Annotated in this window: 19 protein-coding genes; 12 read left to right on the top strand and 7 right to left on the bottom strand. The window is 69.5% G+C overall.

The window, feature by feature from the left end:
• Together NF556_RS12585 and NF556_RS12580 are read right to left on the bottom strand one after the other, a co-directional pair.
• Complete coding sequence (locus tag NF556_RS12585) at nt 1-612, bottom strand: hypothetical protein (protein ID WP_252591273.1); 612 nt, start codon at nt 610-612, stop codon at nt 1-3.
• Nucleotides 613-764: 152 nt separating this feature from the next.
• Nucleotides 765-1,598, bottom strand: coding sequence for an IclR family transcriptional regulator (locus NF556_RS12580; protein ID WP_252591272.1), 834 nt, complete (start codon nt 1,596-1,598; stop codon nt 765-767).
• A 125-nt stretch (nt 1,599-1,723) separates the two neighbouring features.
• On the opposite strand from NF556_RS12580, the gene NF556_RS12575 reads away from it, so the two are divergent.
• From NF556_RS12575 to NF556_RS12535, 9 genes are all read left to right on the top strand, one after another.
• Nucleotides 1,724-2,044 (top strand): putative quinol monooxygenase, encoded by a 321-nt coding sequence (locus NF556_RS12575; protein WP_252591271.1) that lies wholly within the window; start codon nt 1,724-1,726, stop codon nt 2,042-2,044.
• A 198-nt stretch (nt 2,045-2,242) separates the two neighbouring features.
• Nucleotides 2,243-3,373, top strand: coding sequence for an LLM class flavin-dependent oxidoreductase (locus NF556_RS12570; protein ID WP_252591270.1), 1,131 nt, complete (start codon nt 2,243-2,245; stop codon nt 3,371-3,373).
• The gene (locus NF556_RS12565) at nt 3,373-4,068 is read left to right on the top strand and encodes an FMN reductase (protein WP_252591269.1); all 696 of its coding nucleotides are present in this window, start codon (nt 3,373-3,375) and stop codon (nt 4,066-4,068) included. Before NF556_RS12570 ends, NF556_RS12565 begins: the two co-directional genes overlap by 1 nt.
• 269 nt (nt 4,069-4,337) lie before the next feature.
• Nucleotides 4,338-5,387, top strand: a complete 1,050-nt coding sequence (locus NF556_RS12560; protein ID WP_252591268.1) for an NUDIX domain-containing protein — start codon at nt 4,338-4,340, stop codon at nt 5,385-5,387.
• A gap of 102 nt (nt 5,388-5,489) precedes the next feature.
• The gene (locus tag NF556_RS12555; protein ID WP_252591267.1) at nt 5,490-6,038 is read left to right on the top strand and encodes a type 1 glutamine amidotransferase domain-containing protein; all 549 of its coding nucleotides are present in this window, start codon (nt 5,490-5,492) and stop codon (nt 6,036-6,038) included.
• A 144-nt stretch (nt 6,039-6,182) separates the two neighbouring features.
• A complete protein-coding gene (gene dusB, locus NF556_RS12550) occupies nt 6,183-7,415 on the top strand; it encodes a tRNA dihydrouridine synthase DusB (protein WP_252591266.1) in 1,233 nt (410 codons plus the stop codon).
• 105 nt (nt 7,416-7,520) lie between these two features.
• Nucleotides 7,521-8,000, top strand: a complete 480-nt coding sequence (locus tag NF556_RS12545; protein ID WP_252591265.1) for a DUF6463 family protein — start codon at nt 7,521-7,523, stop codon at nt 7,998-8,000.
• An 84-nt stretch (nt 8,001-8,084) separates the two neighbouring features.
• On the top strand, nt 8,085-8,792 hold the full coding sequence (locus NF556_RS12540; protein ID WP_252591264.1) for a response regulator transcription factor: 708 nt from the start codon (nt 8,085-8,087) through the stop codon (nt 8,790-8,792).
• Nucleotides 8,793-8,795: 3 nt separating this feature from the next.
• Nucleotides 8,796-11,642: a DUF4153 domain-containing protein gene (locus tag NF556_RS12535; protein WP_252591263.1), complete on the top strand. Its 2,847-nt coding sequence runs from the start codon at nt 8,796-8,798 to the stop codon at nt 11,640-11,642.
• Nucleotides 11,643-11,824: 182 nt separating this feature from the next.
• Here the strand turns inward: NF556_RS12535 and NF556_RS12530 are convergent, their stop codons facing one another.
• Together NF556_RS12530 and NF556_RS12525 are read right to left on the bottom strand one after the other, a co-directional pair.
• Entirely contained in the window at nt 11,825-13,369 is a 1,545-nt protein-coding gene (locus NF556_RS12530) for an HNH endonuclease signature motif containing protein (protein WP_252591262.1), read from the bottom strand.
• A gap of 80 nt (nt 13,370-13,449) precedes the next feature.
• Entirely contained in the window at nt 13,450-14,103 is a 654-nt protein-coding gene (locus NF556_RS12525; RefSeq protein WP_252591261.1) for a hypothetical protein, read from the bottom strand.
• Nucleotides 14,104-14,221: 118 nt separating this feature from the next.
• Between NF556_RS12525 and NF556_RS12520 the strand changes: the two genes are divergently transcribed.
• Complete coding sequence (locus NF556_RS12520; RefSeq protein ID WP_252591260.1) at nt 14,222-14,830, top strand: TetR/AcrR family transcriptional regulator; 609 nt, start codon at nt 14,222-14,224, stop codon at nt 14,828-14,830.
• Nucleotides 14,831-14,934: 104 nt separating this feature from the next.
• Here NF556_RS12520 and NF556_RS12515 read toward each other — a convergent pair whose 3' ends face one another.
• Both NF556_RS12515 and NF556_RS12510 read right to left on the bottom strand, forming a co-directional pair.
• Nucleotides 14,935-15,798, bottom strand: coding sequence for a sulfurtransferase (locus tag NF556_RS12515; RefSeq protein ID WP_252591259.1), 864 nt, complete (start codon nt 15,796-15,798; stop codon nt 14,935-14,937).
• A 24-nt stretch (nt 15,799-15,822) separates the two neighbouring features.
• The gene (locus NF556_RS12510) at nt 15,823-16,092 is read right to left on the bottom strand and encodes a DUF2277 domain-containing protein (RefSeq protein ID WP_252591258.1); all 270 of its coding nucleotides are present in this window, start codon (nt 16,090-16,092) and stop codon (nt 15,823-15,825) included.
• Nucleotides 16,093-16,203: 111 nt separating this feature from the next.
• Here NF556_RS12510 and NF556_RS12505 point away from each other — a divergent pair, with 111 nt between their 5' ends.
• Nucleotides 16,204-16,770 (top strand): hypothetical protein, encoded by a 567-nt coding sequence (locus NF556_RS12505; RefSeq protein WP_252591257.1) that lies wholly within the window; start codon nt 16,204-16,206, stop codon nt 16,768-16,770.
• 24 nt (nt 16,771-16,794) lie between these two features.
• Here the strand turns inward: NF556_RS12505 and NF556_RS12500 are convergent, their stop codons facing one another.
• Nucleotides 16,795-18,159, bottom strand: a complete 1,365-nt coding sequence (locus tag NF556_RS12500) for an alpha/beta-hydrolase family protein (protein ID WP_252591256.1) — start codon at nt 18,157-18,159, stop codon at nt 16,795-16,797.
• A 163-nt stretch (nt 18,160-18,322) separates the two neighbouring features.
• On the opposite strand from NF556_RS12500, the gene NF556_RS12495 reads away from it, so the two are divergent.
• Complete coding sequence (locus tag NF556_RS12495) at nt 18,323-19,711, top strand: sensor histidine kinase (protein WP_252591255.1); 1,389 nt, start codon at nt 18,323-18,325, stop codon at nt 19,709-19,711.
• Nucleotides 19,712-19,713 lie beyond the last annotated feature (2 nt).

The following is a 19,713-nucleotide window of genomic DNA, read 5'->3' as shown; positions in this document are numbered from 1 at the left end:
TCAGTTGTCCTCCGTCAGGTTCTGGTCAGCGGTCGTGGGGGCCACCCCGGGGTGCGAGGCCTGTGCCGCATCGCCCGTGGGCTGGTCAGCGCCGGGCGCGGCACCCGAGGGGACCGGCAGGTCGGAGACGATCTCGATGAACTCCTCGTCGCTCTCCTCGACGCGTGGGTCGGGCAGCCAGTTCAGGTCGTTGAAGCCGCGGTCGACATAACCGCCCTTGTCGAAGGAGGGCCCCTCATAACCCAGGACCTCCCAGACCGCCTCGTCCTCATACATGTTCAGGATCGTCGTGCGGCGGATGAACCCGAAGAAGTCGGTGTGCTCGACGTGCTTGAGGACCTTGGTCGCGCTGGGGTCGTCCAGGCCGAGGAAGGAGCCGCCGGCCAGATCGTTGAGCGTGGCCAGCCCCTGCGTCAGCTTGATGCGGAACCAGGTCGACTCGTTGGCGATCTCAAAGATCTGGTCGGCCTGTCGCTCATAGGGCCCGTCCGGGAAACCCTCGTGCGGGAAGGCGACCTTGAGGATGCGGATCAGGATCTGGCGTGCGGTGTCCGTGAACTCCATCTCGTTGAGTTGCGGATACTTCGCCGGGTACTTCTCGGGATAGCCCATGCCTGCCTCCTTGCAGCGCTCACCGGTGATGGTGTCACCGTAGGGAGGCGGTGCCGGGGTGGGAAGGGGTGCTTCTCACGGCGTGAGAAGCCACACGCACAGGGGCTCCGCCCCCGAGAACCCCCGACAAGAGGGGTATGCCGAGGCGCAGGTCAGGTGCGCCGGTTGCCGAGGCGGTAGATCCGTCCGGCACGGGAGGCCGTGGCGCGCAGGCGGTGCTCGATGTGACGCTGCTGGCCGGCATACCAGGCGACGGGGGCCGAGACGGCCACCGAGCCGATGAGCAGCCCGTCATCCGCGCGGATCGGCACCGCAGCACACGTCGTGCCGACCTGGAACTCCTCGTGCTCCCACGCGATACCCTCGTCGGTGATCTGCGCCAGCGCCGACTCCAGCTCGCTCGGATCGGTGATGGTCGACGGGGTCAGCCGGTGCGGCTGGTGCGGCTCCAGATAGCTCCGCCGTTGCTCAGGGGTGTATTCACTCAGCCCCAGCTTGCCGAAGGCGGTCGCGTGCGGGGTCTCGTGGAAACCGAAATCCATCGGCTCCAGCCGCGGGCACGCGGGGGAGTCCGCGACAAAGACCACGACGAAGTCAGCGCCGCGGTGGATCGCCAGATAGGCCGCCATCTTCGTGTCCGTATGCAACCGCGCGATCTCCTGCTTCAACTCGCGGGGGACACCGAGGTCCTCGTGCAGGCGCGCGCCGAGGGTGTGCAGCTTGTAGCCCAGGGCGAAGCGCTTCTCCTCGCGCAGGTGGATGAGATAGCCGACCTGGACCAGCTCCTGGGCGATCCGATACACGCTCGGCAACGGGATGGCAGTGGCCTCGGCGATGTCGCGTGCACTGGCGCCTCCGGCCTCGGCGACGTGCTCCAGCACCGTCACCGCCCGCTGGATGAGGCTGCCGCGTGCCTCGCTGTCCACCGCATCCTGAGCCGACCCCACGTCAACGGGCGGCTGGGAGATCGGGTGCGCGTCCGGCATACGGTCATCCTGTCAGTCACCGCTCAATCTGGCTTCTCACAGGGCAAGAATCCGGGCCGCGCGCGGCTGCCGGATCGCCCGTGGTGGGCTTGACTGGGCGGATCGCCCCGAATGAAAGGACCACCATGTACTTCATCGTCGTCAAGTTCCCCGTCAAGCCGGAGTATGCCGAGCAGTGGCCCGAGTTGGTCAGCACCTTCACCGAGGCGACCCTGGCGGAGCCGGGCAACAAGTGGTTTGAGTGGTCGCGCAGCGTCAAGGACCCGAACGAGTATGTGCTCGTCGAGGCCTTCACCGACGACGGCGCGGGTCCGCACGTCCAGTCCGACCACTTCGCCCAGATGCAGCAGGACTTCCCGCAGTACCTGACCGCGACGCCCAAGATCGTCTCCCGCCAGGTCGACGGCGACGGCTGGGACGAGATGGGGGAGTTGAAGGTCGGCTGACCCGCGACGTTCGAGGGGCCGGGGAGCGATGACCCCCGGGCCTCGTGCCTGCGTGCCTGGGCCTCTCACCAGCAGGTTTGGTCGGGCCCTGAGGGGCGGTGCATGCCTGGGAATGTATTGGCCTAGGTGCCTGTTGAGCAGATTGAGAGTTCAATCAACCAGCCGGCACAACGGTCGGCACGTGGGAAGGCAAGCCCGATGCAGTTCGGAATCTTCAGTGTCAGTGACATCACCACCGACCCGACGACCGGTCGCACCCCGACCGACGCTGAGCGGATCCAGGACCTGGTCAAGATCGCGCTCAAGGCCGAGGAGGTCGGGCTGGACGTGTTCGCCACCGGCGAGCACCACAACCCGCCGTTCTTCGCGTCCTCGCCCACGACCTTCCTGGGCTACATCGCGGCCCAGACCACCACGCTGCAGCTGTCCACCGCGACGACGCTGATCACCACCAACGACCCGGTGAAGATCGCCGAGGACTATTCGATGCTGCAGCACCTCTCGGGCGGCCGCGTCGACCTGATGATGGGCCGCGGCAACACCGGCCCGGTCTACCCGTGGTTCGGGCAGGACATCCGCAACGGGGTCGCCCTGGCCGTGGAGAACTACCACCTGCTGCGCCGGTTGTGGCGCGAGGACGTCGTGGACTGGGAGGGCAAGTTCCGCACGCCGCTGCAGGGCTTCACCGCCATGCCTCGCCCGCTGGACGGCGTCCCGCCGTTCGTGTGGCACGGCTCGATCCGCTCGCCGGAGATCGCCGAGCAGGCCGCCTACTACGGCGACGGCTTCTTCCACAACAACATCTTCTGGACGATGGACCACACGGCCAGGATGGTGGACCTCTACCGTCGCCGCTACGAGCACTACGGTCACGGCCGCGCCGACCAGGCCATCGTGGGCCTGGGCGGTCAGGTGTTCATGGCCAAGAACAGCCAGGATGCCGTCAAGCAGTTCCGTCCCTACTTCGACGTCGCGCCGGTCTATGGCCACGGCCCGAGCCTGGAGGAGTTCACTCGGGCCACGCCGTTGACCGTGGGCAGCCCGCAGCAGGTCATCGAGCGCACCCTCGGCTTCGCCGACGCGGTCGGTGACTATCAGCGTCAGCTGTTCCTGATGGACCACGCTGGCCTGCCGCTGGAGGTTGTGCTCGAGCAGCTCGAGATCCTCGGCTCCGAGGTCGTCCCGGTGCTCCGCAAGGAGTTTGAGGCCCGCCGACCGGCCGACGTCCCGTCCGACCCGCCCACCCACGCCAGCCTCCTCGAGGCCGGCGACGACCACGCCAACGCCGCGATGGGCCCGCGCGGCCGCGTCGAGGCAGGAAGCAACTGATGTCCCGCAAACTCGTTGTCATCTCGGCCGGCCTGAGTGTGCCGTCCTCGACCCGGATGCTCGCCGACCGGATCAGTGGCGCGGTGCAGCGTGAGGTCACGGCCCGTGGCGAGAGCCTCGAGGTCGAGGTCGTCGAGCTGCGCGGACTGGCCCGCGAGATCGCCGATCACCTGGTCTCGGGCATGCCACCGTCAGCGCTGCGCCAGGCCCTAACCGCGGTGTCCTCCGCCGATGCGGTTGTCGCTGTCTCGCCGGTGTTCACGGCGTCCTACTCCGGCCTGTTCAAGTCGTTCGTCGACCTGCTCGACAACGACGCGTTGACCGGCAAGCCCGTGCTGATCGCCGCGACGGCGGGCACCGCGCGCCACTCGCTGGTGCTGGACCACGCGCTGCGGCCGCTGTTCAGCTATCTGCGCGCGGTCGTCGTGCCCACCGGCGTCTTTGCCGCCACGGAGGACTTCGGCGGGAAGGCCAACGAGGGGGCTGGCAGCGAGGGGACTGGCAACGAGGGCGACCTCAGCCTGGACCGCCGCGTCGCACGCGCAGCCTCTGAGTTGGGCGCCCTGCTGGTGTCCACCTCGGGAGCCGTCCCCGGCTTCACCGCCCCCGCGGTCGATGAGGTCGGCAAGCTCGACCGGATCTCGGAGGACTCCCTGACGCCCTTCGAGCAGATGCTCGGCAGCCAGTTGCGCTGAGCCCGAGCAGCAACAGGCCGCGCCTGCCATCACCCACTCGCGGGCGCCAGCGCCACCTGCATGGATCCTTCACACGCTCAGCCGACAGCGTGTGAAGGATCCATGCATGTGCACCAGCGGAGGAGGGGCAGGCGTTTGTGGTCCTGCGGGACCGACGGCATGCGACAGGACCCGCAGGACCATTCGCGCCGGGCCCACCGACTCGAGGGACCACTCGCGCCGGGCCCACCGATCCGAGGGACCACTCGCGCCGGGCCTACCCTGTCGAGGTGGACTTTGACACCCGGGTGGGTTGCTACGCGTGGATCGAGCAGGACGGACAGGTGCTCCTGGCCCACTGGAGCGGCCACACCAGAGCGCACGATGGCCGTCACACCCGGCCCGGCTGGACGCTGCCCGGCGGAGGCCTGGAGCCGCACGAGTCGTGCGAGCAGGCGACGGTGCGGGAGGTTGCTGAGGAGAGCGGGTATGCCGTGCGCCTCACCGGACTGCTCGGCACCGGCACCACCATCGTCGCCACGCCCGATCGTGCCCAGCGCAGTGAGCGTCCGATGCTGTTGGTGCAGCTGGTCTATGCCGCAGAGATCACCAGCGGTCACCTCACGGTGGAGCTGGACGGCTCGACCGACGACGTGCGCTGGGTGCCGCTTGAGGAGCTGTCGTCCCTGCCGTGTGCCGGGGTCGTCGACCTCGCACTTGACCTGCAACGCCGGGGACGCCGCGAGGGACCCGTGGTCGATGACGCGCCACTCGATGAGGACGCCGTGGAGCGCATCGTCGCAGCGGCCCGGGCCGCGCACGGCGAGCGTCACGGACCAGCCGGCAGAGATACGACGAACGGCCCCACGGTGATCGCGATCGACGGGCCCAGTGGCTCGGGCAAGACGACGCTGGCCGAGGCGGTCGCTCAGGACCTGGGCGCTCCGGTGGTGCACATGGATGACTTCTACCCGGGGTGGGACGGGATCGCTGAGGCGGTCGATCTGGTGACCGACCAGGTGCTGGAGCCGCTCGCGCGAGGCGAGCGGGCGGCATACCGCGTCTGGGACTGGGCGACCAGCGACTGGGGGAGGACGGCCGCAGTGCCGACCACCGACCTGCTTGTCCTGGAGGGGTGCGGCAGCAGCGTCGGACGTGCAGGGGATCACGCCGCGGTGCGGGTCTGGGTGGATGCCGACGAACAGGTCCGCCACCAACGGGGCATCGAGCGCGACGGCGACACCTTCGCCCCGCACTGGGACCGGTGGGCAGCGCAGGAGCAGGCGCTCTTCGGTGCGGACGGCACGGCGCAGCGGGCGGACATCACCCTGCACACGTGAGCAGACCCGGTCGAGGCACGGCGGTCACCGCTCGCCGCGCAGGGGCTCGACGGGCGGCCTATCGTGGGAGGCAACCCCACAGTCGCTCACGAAGGAGACATCATGGCTGCTCTCGATGGCAAGAAGGTCGCGTTCCTGCTCACCAACGGTTTTGAGGACAGCGAGCTGACCTCGCCGTGGGACGCGGTGACGCAGGCCGGTGCCGAGGCCGTGCTCGTGTCGCCGGAGTCCGGCACGCTGACCGGCAAGAAGGGCCACGAGGCCAGCGTCGACCAGGGGGTCGCCGACGCTGATGCCAGCGCGTTCGACGCCCTCATGCTGCCCGGGGGCGTGGTCAATGGGGACAAGTTGCGGATGGACCAGGGCGCGGTCGCCTTCACCAAGGCGTTCTTCGAGGCAGGCAAGCCGGTGGGTGTGATCTGTCACGGCGGGTGGATCCTGACCGACGCGGACGTCGTGCGGGGCCGGAAGATGACGTCCTATCCGAGCCTGCAGACCGACCTGCGCAACGCCGGGGCCGAGTGGGTCGACGAGGAGGTCGTGGTCGACCAGGGTCTGGTGAGCAGTCGCACCCCGGATGACCTGCCCGCCTTCAACGCCAAGCTGGTCGAGGAGATCGGCGAGGGCGAGCACGCCGGGCAGACAGCCTGAGCGCGCCAGAGGGGCCACCCACCCGAAGACGGGGCAGACCGCCTGAGAGGCCTCCCACCCGAAGGCCACTCCCGAGGATCGCCAGCGTGGGGCCCCACTTGAGATAGTGGATCTCGCGCGCATCGGTGGGACAATCGCGGTGACATGACTGCTGCCACCACGACTCGCACCGCACCAGCAACCGCTCCTTCCACACCAGGGGAGCGGTTGTTGCCGCCCCTGCAGATCGGGCGCCACACCATCGACTCGCCCGTCGTGCTGGCACCGATGGCAGGCATCACCAACCGTGCCTTCCGGCGGCTCTGCCGTGAGGCGGGGGCCGCCGGGCAGCCAGCCAGCGGCGCCACGTCGCTCTATGTCAGCGAGATGATCACCTCTCGTGCCCTCGTCGAGCGGACACCGGTGTCGATGAAGTTGATCGAGCACGACCCGGAGGAGTCGCCGCGCTCCATCCAGCTGTATGGCGTGGACCCGGCCACCGTCGGGCGCGCGGTGGACCTGCTGGTCTCCGAGGACCGCACCGACCACATCGACCTCAATTTCGGCTGCCCCGTGCCCAAGGTCACCCGCAAGGGCGGCGGTGCTGCGCTGCCGTGGAAGACCGAGTTGTTCCGCGGCGTGGTCTCTGCCGCAGTGCGTGCCGCTGCTCCGTATGACGTGCCGGTGACGGTGAAGATGCGGGTCGGGATCGACGCTGACCACATCACCTACCTCGAGGCCGGGCGCATCGCTGAGGGCGAGGGGGCTGCAGCTGTGGCGCTGCACGCCCGGACTGCGAGCCAGGCCTATTCGGGTCAGGCGGACTGGACCCGGATCCGCGAGCTCAAGCAGACCGTCACCAGCATCCCGGTGCTCGGCAACGGTGACATCTGGTCGGCCGAGGACGCCCTGCGGATGGTGGCCGAGACCGGGTGCGACGGCGTCGTCGTGGGCCGTGGTTGCCTCGGGCGGCCGTGGCTATTTGCTGACCTGGCTGCGGCCTTTGCGGGCTCTGAGGTGCGGATCCGTCCGAGCCTCGGAGAGGTCGGGGCGACGCTGCGTCGCCACGCCGAATACCTCGTCGACTTCCACCAGGACGAGGACAAGGGCTGCCGGGACATCCGCAAGCACATCGCCTGGTATTTCAAGGGTTTTCCCGTCGGTGGGGCCTTCCGCAACAAACTGGCGCTCGTGGACTCGCTGGCCGCCCTGGATAACCTGATCGATGGGCTGGATGGCACCCTGCCGTGGCCCGACGACGCAGAGGGCCAGCGAGGGCGAGCAGGGTCATCGCGGGTCGTGGCCCTGCCTGACGGGTGGCTGCAGTCGCAGGACCTGAATGAGGCACAGCGAGAGGTCGTCGCCCGCGCGGAGGGCACGGTCTCCGACGGGGGCTGAGGTCAGGGGCCTGCCGCATCCGGCCCCCACGGACCCTCGCGCGCGGGAGAGAACCCCCTCGCGCGAGGGAATCAGCGAGTCCCTGTCCGGTGCGACGGTCGGTTTATGACCACGTATGACATGACTGGCAACACGACCTCGGGCAACACCGTCGCGGCCCGTGCCGCGCATCCGTCCTCGCATCAGCGCCCGGACCGCCTGACCGTCGCGGCCGGCTGGTCCACCCTGACGATCGCGGTCCTGCACACCATCGTCTTCGCTTTTCACCCGCACTGGGGCGCCTGGCTGGCGGGACTGACGAGGACCGCTGACCTATCGGATGAGGCGATCACCCTCTTCTGGGCTCTTCCCGGCGGCTTCGTCGCACCGCTCGCCGTGCTCGGCCTGCTCATGATCGGCGCCGGTCGGCGCGGCCAGGCGATGCCCGGCTATGTCGGCTGGATCCTCCTCGGGTGGATCCTGCTCTGCTGCTGGATCATCGGGCCGAGCGGCTTCCTGCTGGGGTTCGTTCCTGCAGCCCTGCTGTTGTGGCCGCGCCGCCGACGCGGTGGTGCGCGACCCGCGAGGGCACTGTCTGCCCCGTGAGCCCTGGACACGTGAGGAGATCTTCACAACTCCTGCACACGTCACACCCCATCTCGGGGGCCGCCGGATCCTAGGCTCAGAGCCATGACCGACACCACCACAGCGGGACACCCCGCGGAGCACACCTTGCTCGTCGTCGAGGACGACGCCACCATCAACCAGGCGCTGTCCGACCGACTGGTGGCGGAGGGCTTCGCTGTGGTGCGCGCCTTCGACGGTCCGGGCGCGGTCACGGCGTTCACCGAGCACCGTCCCGACCTGGTGCTGCTGGATGTGATGCTGCCTGGCTTTGACGGCCTCGAGGTGTGCCGACGCATCCAGGCCGAGCGCCCGGTGCCGGTCATGATGCTGACTGCGCGGGTCGAGGAGACCGACGTCCTGGTCGGACTCGGCGTCGGAGCGGACGACTACGTGACCAAGCCGTTCCGGATGCGAGAGGTTGTCGCACGGGTGCGTGCCCTGCTGCGTCGGGTCGAGCGTGCAGCCGAGTTGGCCAACACGCCCGAGGCGATCCTGAGCCTCGGCGACCTGCACCTGGATCGTGGTGCTCGGCGCGTCCGGATCGGCGACCTCGAGGTCCACCTGGCTCCCCTGGAGTTTGATCTCCTGGCGGCTCTGGCAGCTGAGCCGGGCGTGGTGCACACCCGGGAGCAACTGATGGCCGGCGTGTGGGGTTGGGCCGATGCGCGGGGGACACGCACCCTGGACAGTCACGTCAAGTCGCTGCGCGCCAAGATCGGGGCCGAGCGGGTCCGGACCGTGCACGGCGTCGGCTACGCCCTGGAGGTCTGAGCCATGGCTGGCCCGAACCCCGAGGTGGGTGTCGACGAGGACCGGCGTGACGATGATGGCCGGCGGGACGATGATGACCGGCGTAACGACGATGCCCGGCGTGACGACGATGCCCGGCGTGACGACGATGCCCGGCCCGACAGTGGCGAGCGTCCGCTCGACCCCGTCGGGTCGATCAAGATCAAGATCGGCCTGCTGGTGGCCCTCAGCATCGGGGCCGCAGCCGTCGTGCTGCAGGTGGGCACCCGTGCAGGCGTGCCGACCTGGTTGACCCTGCCCGTCACCCTTGCCGCTGCACTGGCCGTGACGCAGTGGCTGGCCCGTGGCATGACGGCTCCGCTGCGGGAGATGACGGCAGCCGCAGGGCGGATGGCCCGCGGGGACCACTCCACCCGTGTCACGGCCACCTCAGCAGACGAGGTCGGCCAGTTGGGCCGGGCGTTCAACACGATGGCCCAGGATCTCGCCTCGGCTGATCAACAGCGGCGTCAGCTGGTGGCCACGGTCTCGCACGAGTTGCGCACTCCGTTGGCAGGGCAGCGTGCCTTGTTGGAGAACCTCGTCGACGGGGTGGTGCGGCCCGACGACGCTGCGCTGCAGGCTGCCCTCACTCAGTCCGAGCGCTTGAGCGGGCTGGTGGAGGACCTCCTCGACGTCACCCGCGTCGACGGTCGCGCGGTGTCGCTGCAGTTGGAGACCGTCACGGTGTCTGAGTTGCTGGAGCGTGCGGTCAGTGAGTCAGCGGTCAGTGGGCGGCAGGTCCGCTATGAGGTCTCGGTGTCCCCACCCGACCTGAGCATTCGGGCCGACGAGGCCAGACTGCACCAGGTCGCGGCGAACCTGCTCGACAACGCCTCCAGGCACAGCCCCGCCGATGGGGTGGTCAGGGTCGAGGCCGCCCTGCTGCCAGGAGAGGAGCGCTGGTCCCTGACGGTCTCGGACGAGGGGCCGGGCATCCCACCAGAGCGTGCCGCATCGCTGTTCACCCGGTTCGGCACGAGTGATTCTGCTGGGGGAGGCACCGGGCTGGGTCTGGCCATCGCGAGCTGGGTCGTCGAGTTGCACCGCGGCACGATCTCCGCGGAGCCATCACCGCCAGGTGGGGGAGGCGCCCACCTCCGTGTCGAGCTGCCTGTCGATCCGGACCCCGCGAGCACGCCACACGCCACCGACGAGATTGCGCCGCCCAAGGCTTCCATCGCTTCAGCGTCTTCGACGTCCCCCGACGTGGTGAAGGCACCGCAAGCTGCGACGCCCACCGACAATCTGGTGGCACAGGACGCCGCGACGGGGTCACTGGCCACAGCGCCGGACCAGAGCGTGGTCCTGAGCGGCGACGGTGCGCCGACTGAGGTTGCCCCGAGTGCCGCTGCCCCGAGCACGTCAGTGATCGCCTCGATGTTCGGGTCCCTCTGGCCCGAGCCTGCCAGCCTGCGCACGGCTCCGGTCGCCCTCTTCGGCTCGCTTGCCGTGGGTTTGCTGGGGGCGGTGATCCTGCCCGACCGGCTGTTTGGCGTCGGCACCTTCCTGGTCCTGTTGGCCGCGGGGGCCCTGGTGCTGCGTCATTCGATCCACAGAGCCCGTGCCTGGACGATCCTGTCAGCGCTGCTGTGCACCGGACTCGGCGTGCTGGTGGTCCTCCGGGCCGCCGAGTGGCTTGCCGTGCTGGCGATCATGGTCGCCGGAGTGCTCGTCGCCGTCGCGCTCACTGATGCTCGGCGACCCCTCGCCATGGTGGCTGGAGGTGCCTCGTGGGTGCTCAGTGGGCTGCGCGGCCTGCCGCTCCTGGGCCGCACGCTGACGGCCACCAGCCAGCACCATGTCCTGTGGCCAGCTCTGCGGACCGCCGGCGTTTCCCTGGTCCTGCTCGTGGTCTTCGTCGGGCTGTTTGCCTCTGGCGACGCGCTCTTCGGGAGCTGGGTGTCCGGCATCCTTCCCGACGTCCAGATTGCCGACAGCCTCGTCCTGCGAGCCTTCACCTGGTTCATGGTGGGCGGGGTCGTGCTGGCCGGTTGCTATCTGGCACTGAACCCCTCACGCGTCGAGGCCGTGGGACTGGGCGAGGCGCGCCCTGTGCGCCGCCCGTGGGAGTGGCAGGTGCCGGTTGGCGTGGTGATCGTGGTCTTCGTGGCCTTTCTGGCAGCGCAGGCCACCGCGATGTGGGGAGGTCACGACTATCTGCGCGAGACCACGGGACTGACGTATGCCGAGTATGTGCACCAAGGTTTCGGGCAGCTCGTCGTCGCGACCCTGCTCACGCTGGTGACGATCGGCGTCGCTGTCCGCAAGGCGCCACGGGAGACGGCGGGCGAGCTGCTGGTGCTGCGACTCCTGCTGGGCACGCTGTGCGCCCTCACCCTGGTCGTCGTGGGCTCGGCGCTCTATCGGATGTCGCTCTACCAGGAGGCCTACGGCTACACCGTCCTGCGTGTCCTGGTTGATGCATTCGAGCTGTGGCTTGGTCTGCTCGTTGTGCTGGTGATCATCGCCGGCATCAAACTCAGCGGCGCCTGGCTGCCGCGTGCGGCTGTGCTGTCCGGAGCAGTGTTCCTGCTGGTCCTCGGGCTGGCCAACCCCGAGGCGTGGGTGGCCGAGCGCAACATCGAGCGGTATGAGGCCACCGGGAAGCTCGACCTGGACTATCTGTCCTCCCTCGGCCCGGACGCAGCCCCCACCATCGCTGAAGGGCTCCCGGCCGACCTGAGTCGCTGCGCTCTCGCGCGCGTGGACTCGGAGGCGGACGACCTCCTGGAGTGGAACCTCGGACGGGACCGCGCCGCGGCGGTGGAGACCTTCAACGGGAGCGACGTCGATCTGCCCGTCAACTGCCCGCGGACGATCGGCGAGTGAGTCAGCAGCCAGCGCTGCGGTGTGTATGCCGTGCGGCCGGTCTCCCTGGCCGCCACCGTTGCCGGGGTGGCCGAGCCAGGCTGGCCGAGCCAGGCTGGCCGAGCCAGGTTGGCCGAGCCCGGCTGGAGACCGCCGGACGTGCCTGTGGCCCCGCCGGTGTGGCGGGGTGTGGGGCGTGGGCGTCAGGTGTCGACCAGTGGCTCAGTGAGGGGTCCACTCGGGTTGTCGAGTCCGTTGTTGAGGTGCCAGATGACCTCGGTGTCGGTGACGGTCGCGGTGTACCCATACCGGTGGACGATCACGTGGTGTCGCCGACACAACGCGGCAGCGTTATCCAGATCCGTGGCGCCACCGAAGACCCAGTGCACGATGTGATGAATATCGGTCCATCCCGCGGGCATCGAACAGCCCGGGAAGCTGCATCCCCGATCTCGCAACAGCACTGCTGCGCGTTGGGACGGGGTGAACAACCGGTGCACCCTGCCCACGTCTAACGGCTCTGAGGGGCCACCGAGCATGATCGGGATGATCTGCGCGTCACACGCCAACCGCCGGATCGTCCCCGCCGACAGGTGCTCACCGGTCGCGGTGTGGCCACCACCAGGCACCTTCCCCGCGAGGGCCTCCTTATCGATCGTGACGTGGATCTTCGCCTTCTCCGTCTGAGTCTGACCTTCGGGCGCGGCGACGCCGCGGCCGATGATCTCCAACAACGCATCCGCCCGGCGGGTGCTTGCGGTGCAGTTGTCGAGCTGGTGGGCTCCGTGCTCATCGCCGCCTGGGCGCGGTGCCGACAGGGGGTCCAGGGCCGCGGTCAGGATCGCCTGCCCCTCCTCGTCCAGCAACAGCTGCCACTCCGCCAACCCGGCCACGGTCCCCACCCGGCGCAGCAACCGCCGCGCTGCTTTCGTGTTGTCCTCATCCTCGTCATCACCGGGCTCGACCAGGTGCTCACGCACTGCCGAAGCGACCTGCTTCATCCCGGCCAACGAGGTCGTCTCGACCTGGCCAGTCATCAGATCCGTCACGGCCTGCAACGACTCAGCCGTCGCGATCGGAGTCATCTCCCGGGTCAACCGGACGATCACCTCAGCCCGGGACACCCGCGCGCTGCCATCACCAACTTTCGCGGTCAGTGCCTCGAACCGGGCATCCCCGACAGCGTTGGCCATCCGTGCCGTCGCCAGAGCCTCGGGGCGGTCAATGCTCGGGGCCCAGGTGGTGATCCAGTCCGGCACCGAGTGCCCCGACTGGGCCGGCAACCCCCGACTGATCGCCTCATGCGTGACCGACACCAACAACGACTGCGCGGCCTGCACCAACGCCTGCGCCGCGCCGACCGCTTCACCCACACCCTGCTCCGGCAACGACCCCAACGGGAACTCCGCCGCGAGCATCTGCACCATGTGCGCGCTGCCCGCCACAAACTCCGGGACCTCATGACCCGAGGACGTCAACTGCACACCACGATCAGCAGAGCTGCTCGTCGCCGACGACCCACCAGCCGCCTGCTCGGCCTGGGACTCGATCTGCGGGACCGGCACCAAGGGACCCGAGGCCGGCTTCTCCCGCAACGGCCCAGAGCCAATCACCGGCGCATACCGCACCCGACCCCCACCCACCTGGAGCGAGGTCGCGGAGTTGCCCCTCGGCATACCCCCGTCTGTGGGCGCAGCCGACTGCGCAGCGGTGACACCGCTGTCGTCGAGTCCCGTCTTCTGCGCCATACAACAAACCTAGACGCGACCACTGACAGAGCCCTGACCTGCACAAACACCCACCGCGGGCCACCACTGGCCAGTCCGGATCAGCTCGCTGCGGCGTCGAGGAGCCAGTGATAACGCAACCGGAGCGCCCGCTCCATGCTGCCCACCACAGCGCCGACGCCCAGGGCGATGGTGACCCACAGCGGCAGCTGCACCGGCGAGTGGAACGCGCCGATGCCCTCGGCGATGGGCGGGATGGCAGTGAGCTGCTCGGCGAGCTGCAGCAGGACCTGTGTCAGGCCCAGCACGAGCAGGACCACCGCGACCACGCCGACCCAGCGACTCACGACGGGATGGTGACGCTCGAGCCTGGCGCGACGCCCCTCGGCCGACTTCGGGTCCGGAACCAACTGGTGCTCGGTGCCAGCCTGGTCGACGAAGTGGCAGCGCTTGAGTCCAAAGACGCTGGTGGCCACCTCGATGGTGCCGCCGGGAACGGGGAAGATGACTGGCGTCTTCGACCAGGCTTGCAGGCGGCCGTCAGCGTAGAGCCGGGCGGTGACCTCGCCGGTCTGCGCATCACCCAGATAGCCCACGTCCACGGCATACTCCGCCACTCGCCCCTCAGCGGCGTCAGCCCGCAGGTACATCAGGCCGCGGTTGAGCTGTTGCCACCACCGAAACCGCTTCAGGGGACGTCCGTCGCCCGGCTTCACGCGCTTGACCAGGCGTCTGCGCCGCCACTGCTGGAACATGCCCCACCCTCCCTGGCGCGCGGCCAGAGTTCTCTTGCCGAACGCGCGTTTAACACACCGTATTAGTACCTTCGAGCCAAAACTAACACAGTGTGTTAAAACATGTGAGGATGGGCAGATGACACCTCCGGAGGCGGGCATCGGCACGCGAGAACGGATCATCATCGCGGCGGCCGAGATGGTCTCTGCGGATCCCAGCGCGAGGCTGAGTGTGCGGGCCGTGGCCGCCCGGGCCGGTGTCAGCCCCGGCTCGCTCCGCTATCACTTCCCCACGCAGCGCGAGTTGCAGGACACCGTGCTGCGGACGATCTACGAGGTCGTCGCCCCCGACGACCGGATCAACGACCAGTCGATCCCCGCGCGCGACCGACTCGTCGAGTGCCTGCGCAATGTCCTCGCCCCCGCGGGCGTGGGTGCCCAGGCGCGCGAGTCCTGGGCCCAGATCTACGAGGCGTTCATCGCGCCGGAGCCGACCGCGGAGTCCACCGAGGCCTACCAGGCCTTCTGGCAGCAGGCCCAGCGACGCGTGGAGAGCTGGCTGGCTGTGCTCACGGCAGAGGGAGCTGTGTCGACGGGGCCTGAGACAGGCGATCTCACGGCGCGGGTCCGTTTCCTGATGACCGTGGTGGACGGACTATCGGTCGAGCGGGCGCTGCCCAGCGAGGAGTCAACCCTGGCTGCGGAGACGGCGACCCTCTATCTCGCGGTGGACGCGGTGCTTCGCTGACGGAAGGGAGCCGTATGCCGCAGGGCCGGCTCAGTGGGTTCCTCGCCCGCGGGGCGGTGGCCCCGTGACCACGACTCAGGCGCCGGTGGCGCCGTGGCAACGACTCAGGCGCCGGTGGCGATCGGCCGCTCGGGGTCGGTGATCCAGTCGCTCCATGACCCGATATAGATCGCCGGGTCAAAGACACCCACCTCAGCGATCTCCATCGCCAGGGCCATGTGGCACGCCTGGATGCCGGAGCCGCAATAGATTGCGGTCCGCTTGTCCGGCTGGATGCCCCGGGCCGTGAACCGCAGCTCCAGGTCGTCAGCAGGCAGGAAGCGACCCGTGTCGTCGACATTCTTCAACGCAGGGATGCTGATGGCGCCGGGGATGTGCCCTGCCACCGGATCGACCGTCTCGCTCTCGCCGCGGAACCTCTCCGCCGGCCGTGAGTCGACCACCTGGTGACGGTCGAGATAGTGCTCGATCCCGTCCGCATCCAGCAGTCGTCGCCCGCCCGGGGTGAGCACAATGTCACCGCGCTCGATCTCAGGCTCCCCGGTATCGGTCGGCAGACCGGCGGCCAGCCATGCGGCATACCCACCATCCAGGACGCGCACCTCGTCCTTGCCGTAGTAGTTGAGCAGCCACCAGGCCCTCGCCGCGCCAACGGACGTCGCACCGTCATAAACGACGACCGGCCGCAGGTCAGTGACGCCCGCGGCCCGGAAGGCCTCCTGGGCATCGAGCAGTTTCGGCATCGGGTGCCGACCACCGCGACCGTCGGGAGCCTGCTCGCCAGCCAGACCACCCTTCATCGGGATGAAGGCGGCCCCGGGGAGGTGGCCGGTGAGAAACTCGGCGTGATGCTCCTCCGGGGGCGTCCCGAGGGACCAGCGGATGTCGAGCAGCACCGGCCGCTCGTCCGGGTCGTCGGCAGCGAGCAACTCGGCAAGCTCGGCGGGGTCAATCAGCAGATCGGACACAGACCTGAGCCTACGGTCTGCCGGTCAGCTGGCGAACCGGGCGGCCGAGCGAGCCCTAGCCTTGGCGGCCTCCTCGTCCCGGTTCTTCGGCGGGGCGGAGGTGACGAGGGAGTCCAGCAACTCCTGGCTGGCGGCGGCGACCTTCTCCATCGCCAGGTCATAGGCACCCTGGTTGGCGGCCGAGGGCTTGCTCGCGCCACCGATCTTGCGCACATACTGCAGCGCGGCAGCACGCACCTCGTCGGTCGTGGCGGGCGGCTCGAAGTTGTTCAGCGGGCGAATGTTCCGGCACATGCCCTCCACGATGCCACGCGGCACCGACAGCCGCATCAGATTCCGTATGCCGAGGCGCCGGGGCCGTTCTCCGCTCGCCTCGGCCAGTGGTCGGCGGATAGCGTGAGCGCCATGAGTCCCACGCCGCCGCTGATCGCACCGCTGGCACCGACTCCGCCAGGCTCGCTGCCCACGTCGGTGAAGGTGCGCCACCAGCTCAACTGGCTCAACCTCTCGACCCTGCTCGGCATGGGGGTCGCCACTGCGGGTGGTGCTGACATCCGGCGCGGGCCGCGCAAGCTCTACCTCGCGGAGCACTATCGGTGGAAGTTCCCGGCCGGCGGCGCCTTCACCGTCGGCGATGTGGTGATCACCCGTCACGACATCGATGACCTCTGCGCCCGGCGCCCGGACCTGCTAGAGCACGAGGAGGCGCACAGCCGGCAGTGGATGGCCTGCCTCGGTCTGCCGTTTCTCCCGCTCTATGTCGCCTCGGTGGGCTGGTCGTGGCTGCGCACAGGTGACCGGGCGTCATACTCCTTCTTTGAGCGCAGTGCCGACCTGGCCAAGGGCGGCTATCGCGACGTCCCGCCGCGTCCGCTGATGCCGGTCATTGCCTCCGGTGCCCGGCGCGCCATGGCTTTCGTCACGGGGCGCCGCTCGGCCGACACGGGTGCGGAGGTCGGTCGGGGCGACTGACCGGCCTCAGCAGGTGGGCAGGCCTCAGCAGGTGGGCAGGGTCCAGTCCTGCTCGGGGCCATACATGTGGCCGTGCCCGGCGTCGGGCAGCAGCGAGGCCCCCAGGTCCAGCACGGTCGTGCCATAGCTCAGGCCCGGCAGCCAGGCGGTCGGCCAGTCCTGCGGTTGCGCCACGACGGTGTCGAGGGACAGATAGGTGACCGGGTCGTCGATGTTGCGCAGGCTCCGCTCGCGCGGGTGACCCGACACCTCGCCGCCCGGCGCGCCCGACCAGATCACGCCGCACACGGCCTGCTCGTCGACGCCCTTGATCGCGGCCTGGCCAGCGGCGGCTCCCAGAGACTCACCGTGCACAAAGACGTCGGGTCGCTGATCGGCGGGCAGCTCTGCGACGCGCGCGAGGACGCCGTCGACAAGGGCCTCCGCTGACTCCACGGCCGGCTCCTGGTCGATCAGGAAGCTCCACCAGCTGGGCAGGTCGCCATACTGCGCGGAGACGACAGCGACGTCGCCATCGAGTTGCGTCTCGAAGGCCGTGACGGCCTCGCGGTTGACCCACCCGCTGCCGGTCGGCAGGGCGATGAGGATCGCGCCCTTGTCGAGCCCGCCGTCAGCCACCATCCGCTCAACAGCCAGCTCGGCGCCGTCCCGCGGAGTCTGCGTCTCATCGACCCGGGAGAAGGAGCGGGACGCACCCGCGGGGGAGTCGACGAGCATGACGTGCGTCGGGCCGAGTTCCTTGCGCAGGGGCTCGAGCAGGTCGATCGGTCCGGCTGCGGCGCTGGTCACCGTGACCCCCGCCAGCAGGACAGCAGCCAGGGGCTTGGGGGTGCGGCGCCAGGTGATGCGGGCCAGCCTGCGGGCTCCTGCGGCCAGCACGAGGCCGAGCCCGATCACCGCGAGGGCCCACGCCCCGGCGGTGAGCCAGTAGGCCGGCCCAGGGACCACCATCGCCAGGTCTGCCGCTCGCTGACCGAGGCCGAGCTGGGCGAGCCAGGCGGTGCCGACCACAGCGGCGCCGGTCCCGACCAGCACGAGCCACCGCGCGAGCGTGGAGCGACGCTTCTTCACGAGTGCACCGGTTGTCGACCGTTCGGGCGTGGGAGCGGTCGACAACCGGTGCACTGGCGCACCCACCGGGCGCCAGCGGGCGACGGCCTGCCGGACGGACCACGGCACGGCCAGCGTCAGCAGCACGAGCGACCCGGTCAACAAGCCCTGGATCAGGGGAGCGCGGGGGAGCAGCGAGGGGAGTGTGGAGAGGGCGAGCGCGGCGCCGACCGCGAGGGTCGAGCCGACTCGAGGTGGCACGAGAGGGCCGGGGAGGCTTCGTGCCAACGAGCCAACTCGGGTGGGAAAGGCAGCGATCGGAGTGGTCCTGGTGAGCATGCTTCGACGTTAGGAATCCGGTGCGCCACAGCGGGTCCCCCGACAGAGCCAACCTCGGGCAGACGTTCTGGCGCGGCACGTGCACGCCCTCACCCGCTCGACCGGTCCCCAACTCACCCGCAGGTATGACACGAGCCCGGCCCCGCGCGGATACGGTCGAGACATGAGCAAACTGGGGCGCACTGCCCGTGGGGCCGGACGTGCCCTGAGCTGGGTCACGGTGCGACCAGCCAAGGCGCTGGTGGTGCGCCCGCTGAAGGCGACCGTGGTGCGCCCCGCCAGGTGGGTCGGGACTCGTGGCCTCGACTTCGTCACCCGCCACGGGAACATCCTGGTCTGGGTGGTGACCGCCATCATGATGGCCATCGCCTGGCCGACCGTCGGGCTCACCCATGAGGTGCCGACTGCCCTCTGGCCCCTGGTGGCGGCCCTGGGAGTGCTGCCGCTCGTCTGGCTGCGGGTCGGTCCGTTCTTCGGTTGGCTGACGTGGGTGGTCCCGGCGGCGATCATCCCCCTCGTTTTCACCCCCCTTCCCCCGGGCGCCGGCCCGTCGGTCGATGCGGGCGTCGTGGACAGACCCACCGGACCGGTGACGGTGGATCCCGGGGCCCAGCTGGCCAGCACGGCCGAGGGCTTCCCCTGGCAGATCACCGCGTTCATCGTGCTGCTGGCGCTGCTCATCGCCGTTGGCGTCCGGGAGTCCCCGGCGCGCATCGGGCTCACCTTCCTGGGCACGGCCTTCCTCTTCCTGGCCCACCTGCCCAGCGGCATGGCTGCGGGCTGGGTCATCTGGGGAGCCCCGGCCTTCCTCGGCCTCGGTCTCCTCCTGCGCGGCCTGTTCCGCTCCCGCCGGGAGGCTGCGGTGCAGTCCCGCCGGGCCGAGGAGCAGTCGCTGCGGGCCGAGACGGAGCGGGCCCGTGCGGTGCTGGCCGAGGAGCGCACCAGGATCGCCCGCGACCTGCACGACGTGGTCGCGCACCGGATGTCCATGGTCGTCGTCCAGGCCCAGTCGGCGCAGTATCGCCTCGGCGGGGTCACCCCAGAGATCGCCTCCGAGTTCGAGTCGGTGGCCGGCCAGGCACGCGAGGCCCTCAACGAGGTGCGCACGATGCTGGGGGTCCTGCGCAGCGAGGACCACGCCCCCGACCAGGCGCCCCAACCCGGCGTCGAGGACGTGCTCCGACTGCTGCGCTCCTCCAGCGCGGCGGGGGTCGACCTGCGGTGGTCGGTCACGGGGGAGACCGAGCCGGGCTCGGCGACGGCGATGGTCCTCTATCGCGTCCTGCAGGAGTCCCTGGCCAACGCCTCGCGCCACGCACCGGGAGGGCCCGTGCAGGTCGAGGTCGACTATGGCGACCAGGTGCGGGTGCGGGTGGTCAGCGGACCCGGCCACAGTCGCCCGGCAGACACCTCGGGGAGTGGAGGACACGGCATACCCGGTATGTCGGCACGCGCCGCTGCAGTCGGCGGCGAGTTGAGTGCTGGGCCGAGTCCTGACGGGGGGTGGGTGGTGAGTGCGACCCTGCCAGCCAGGGCGGCGGCCGTAGGGTAAGG

Source organism: Ornithinimicrobium faecis, assembly GCF_023923225.1.
GTDB lineage: Bacteria > Actinomycetota > Actinomycetes > Actinomycetales > Dermatophilaceae > Ornithinicoccus > Ornithinicoccus faecis.
This window is presented reverse-complemented; position numbering and strand designations above follow the sequence as displayed.

Bases quoted from the DNA above. Each gene is read 5' to 3' on its own strand.
- NF556_RS12585 (WP_252591273.1), bottom strand. From the start codon at position 612: ATGGGCTATCCCGAGAAGTACCCGGCGAAGTATCCGCAACTCAACGAG.
- NF556_RS12580 (WP_252591272.1), bottom strand. From the start codon at position 1,598: ATGCCGGACGCGCACCCGATCTCCCAGCCGCCCGTTGACGTGGGGTCG.
- NF556_RS12575 (WP_252591271.1), top strand. From the start codon at position 1,724: ATGTACTTCATCGTCGTCAAGTTCCCCGTCAAGCCGGAGTATGCCGAG.
- NF556_RS12570 (WP_252591270.1), top strand. From the start codon at position 2,243: ATGCAGTTCGGAATCTTCAGTGTCAGTGACATCACCACCGACCCGACG.
- NF556_RS12565 (WP_252591269.1), top strand. From the start codon at position 3,373: ATGTCCCGCAAACTCGTTGTCATCTCGGCCGGCCTGAGTGTGCCGTCC.
- NF556_RS12555 (WP_252591267.1), top strand. From the start codon at position 5,490: ATGGCTGCTCTCGATGGCAAGAAGGTCGCGTTCCTGCTCACCAACGGT.
- dusB (WP_252591266.1), top strand. From the start codon at position 6,183: ATGACTGCTGCCACCACGACTCGCACCGCACCAGCAACCGCTCCTTCC.
- NF556_RS12545 (WP_252591265.1), top strand. From the start codon at position 7,521: ATGACCACGTATGACATGACTGGCAACACGACCTCGGGCAACACCGTC.
- NF556_RS12540 (WP_252591264.1), top strand. From the start codon at position 8,085: ATGACCGACACCACCACAGCGGGACACCCCGCGGAGCACACCTTGCTC.
- NF556_RS12535 (WP_252591263.1), top strand. From the start codon at position 8,796: ATGGCTGGCCCGAACCCCGAGGTGGGTGTCGACGAGGACCGGCGTGAC.
- NF556_RS12530 (WP_252591262.1), bottom strand. From the start codon at position 13,369: ATGGCGCAGAAGACGGGACTCGACGACAGCGGTGTCACCGCTGCGCAG.
- NF556_RS12525 (WP_252591261.1), bottom strand. From the start codon at position 14,103: ATGTTCCAGCAGTGGCGGCGCAGACGCCTGGTCAAGCGCGTGAAGCCG.
- NF556_RS12520 (WP_252591260.1), top strand. From the start codon at position 14,222: ATGACACCTCCGGAGGCGGGCATCGGCACGCGAGAACGGATCATCATC.
- NF556_RS12510 (WP_252591258.1), bottom strand. From the start codon at position 16,092: ATGTGCCGGAACATTCGCCCGCTGAACAACTTCGAGCCGCCCGCCACG.
- NF556_RS12505 (WP_252591257.1), top strand. From the start codon at position 16,204: ATGAGTCCCACGCCGCCGCTGATCGCACCGCTGGCACCGACTCCGCCA.
- NF556_RS12500 (WP_252591256.1), bottom strand. From the start codon at position 18,159: ATGCTCACCAGGACCACTCCGATCGCTGCCTTTCCCACCCGAGTTGGC.
- NF556_RS12495 (WP_252591255.1), top strand. From the start codon at position 18,323: ATGAGCAAACTGGGGCGCACTGCCCGTGGGGCCGGACGTGCCCTGAGC.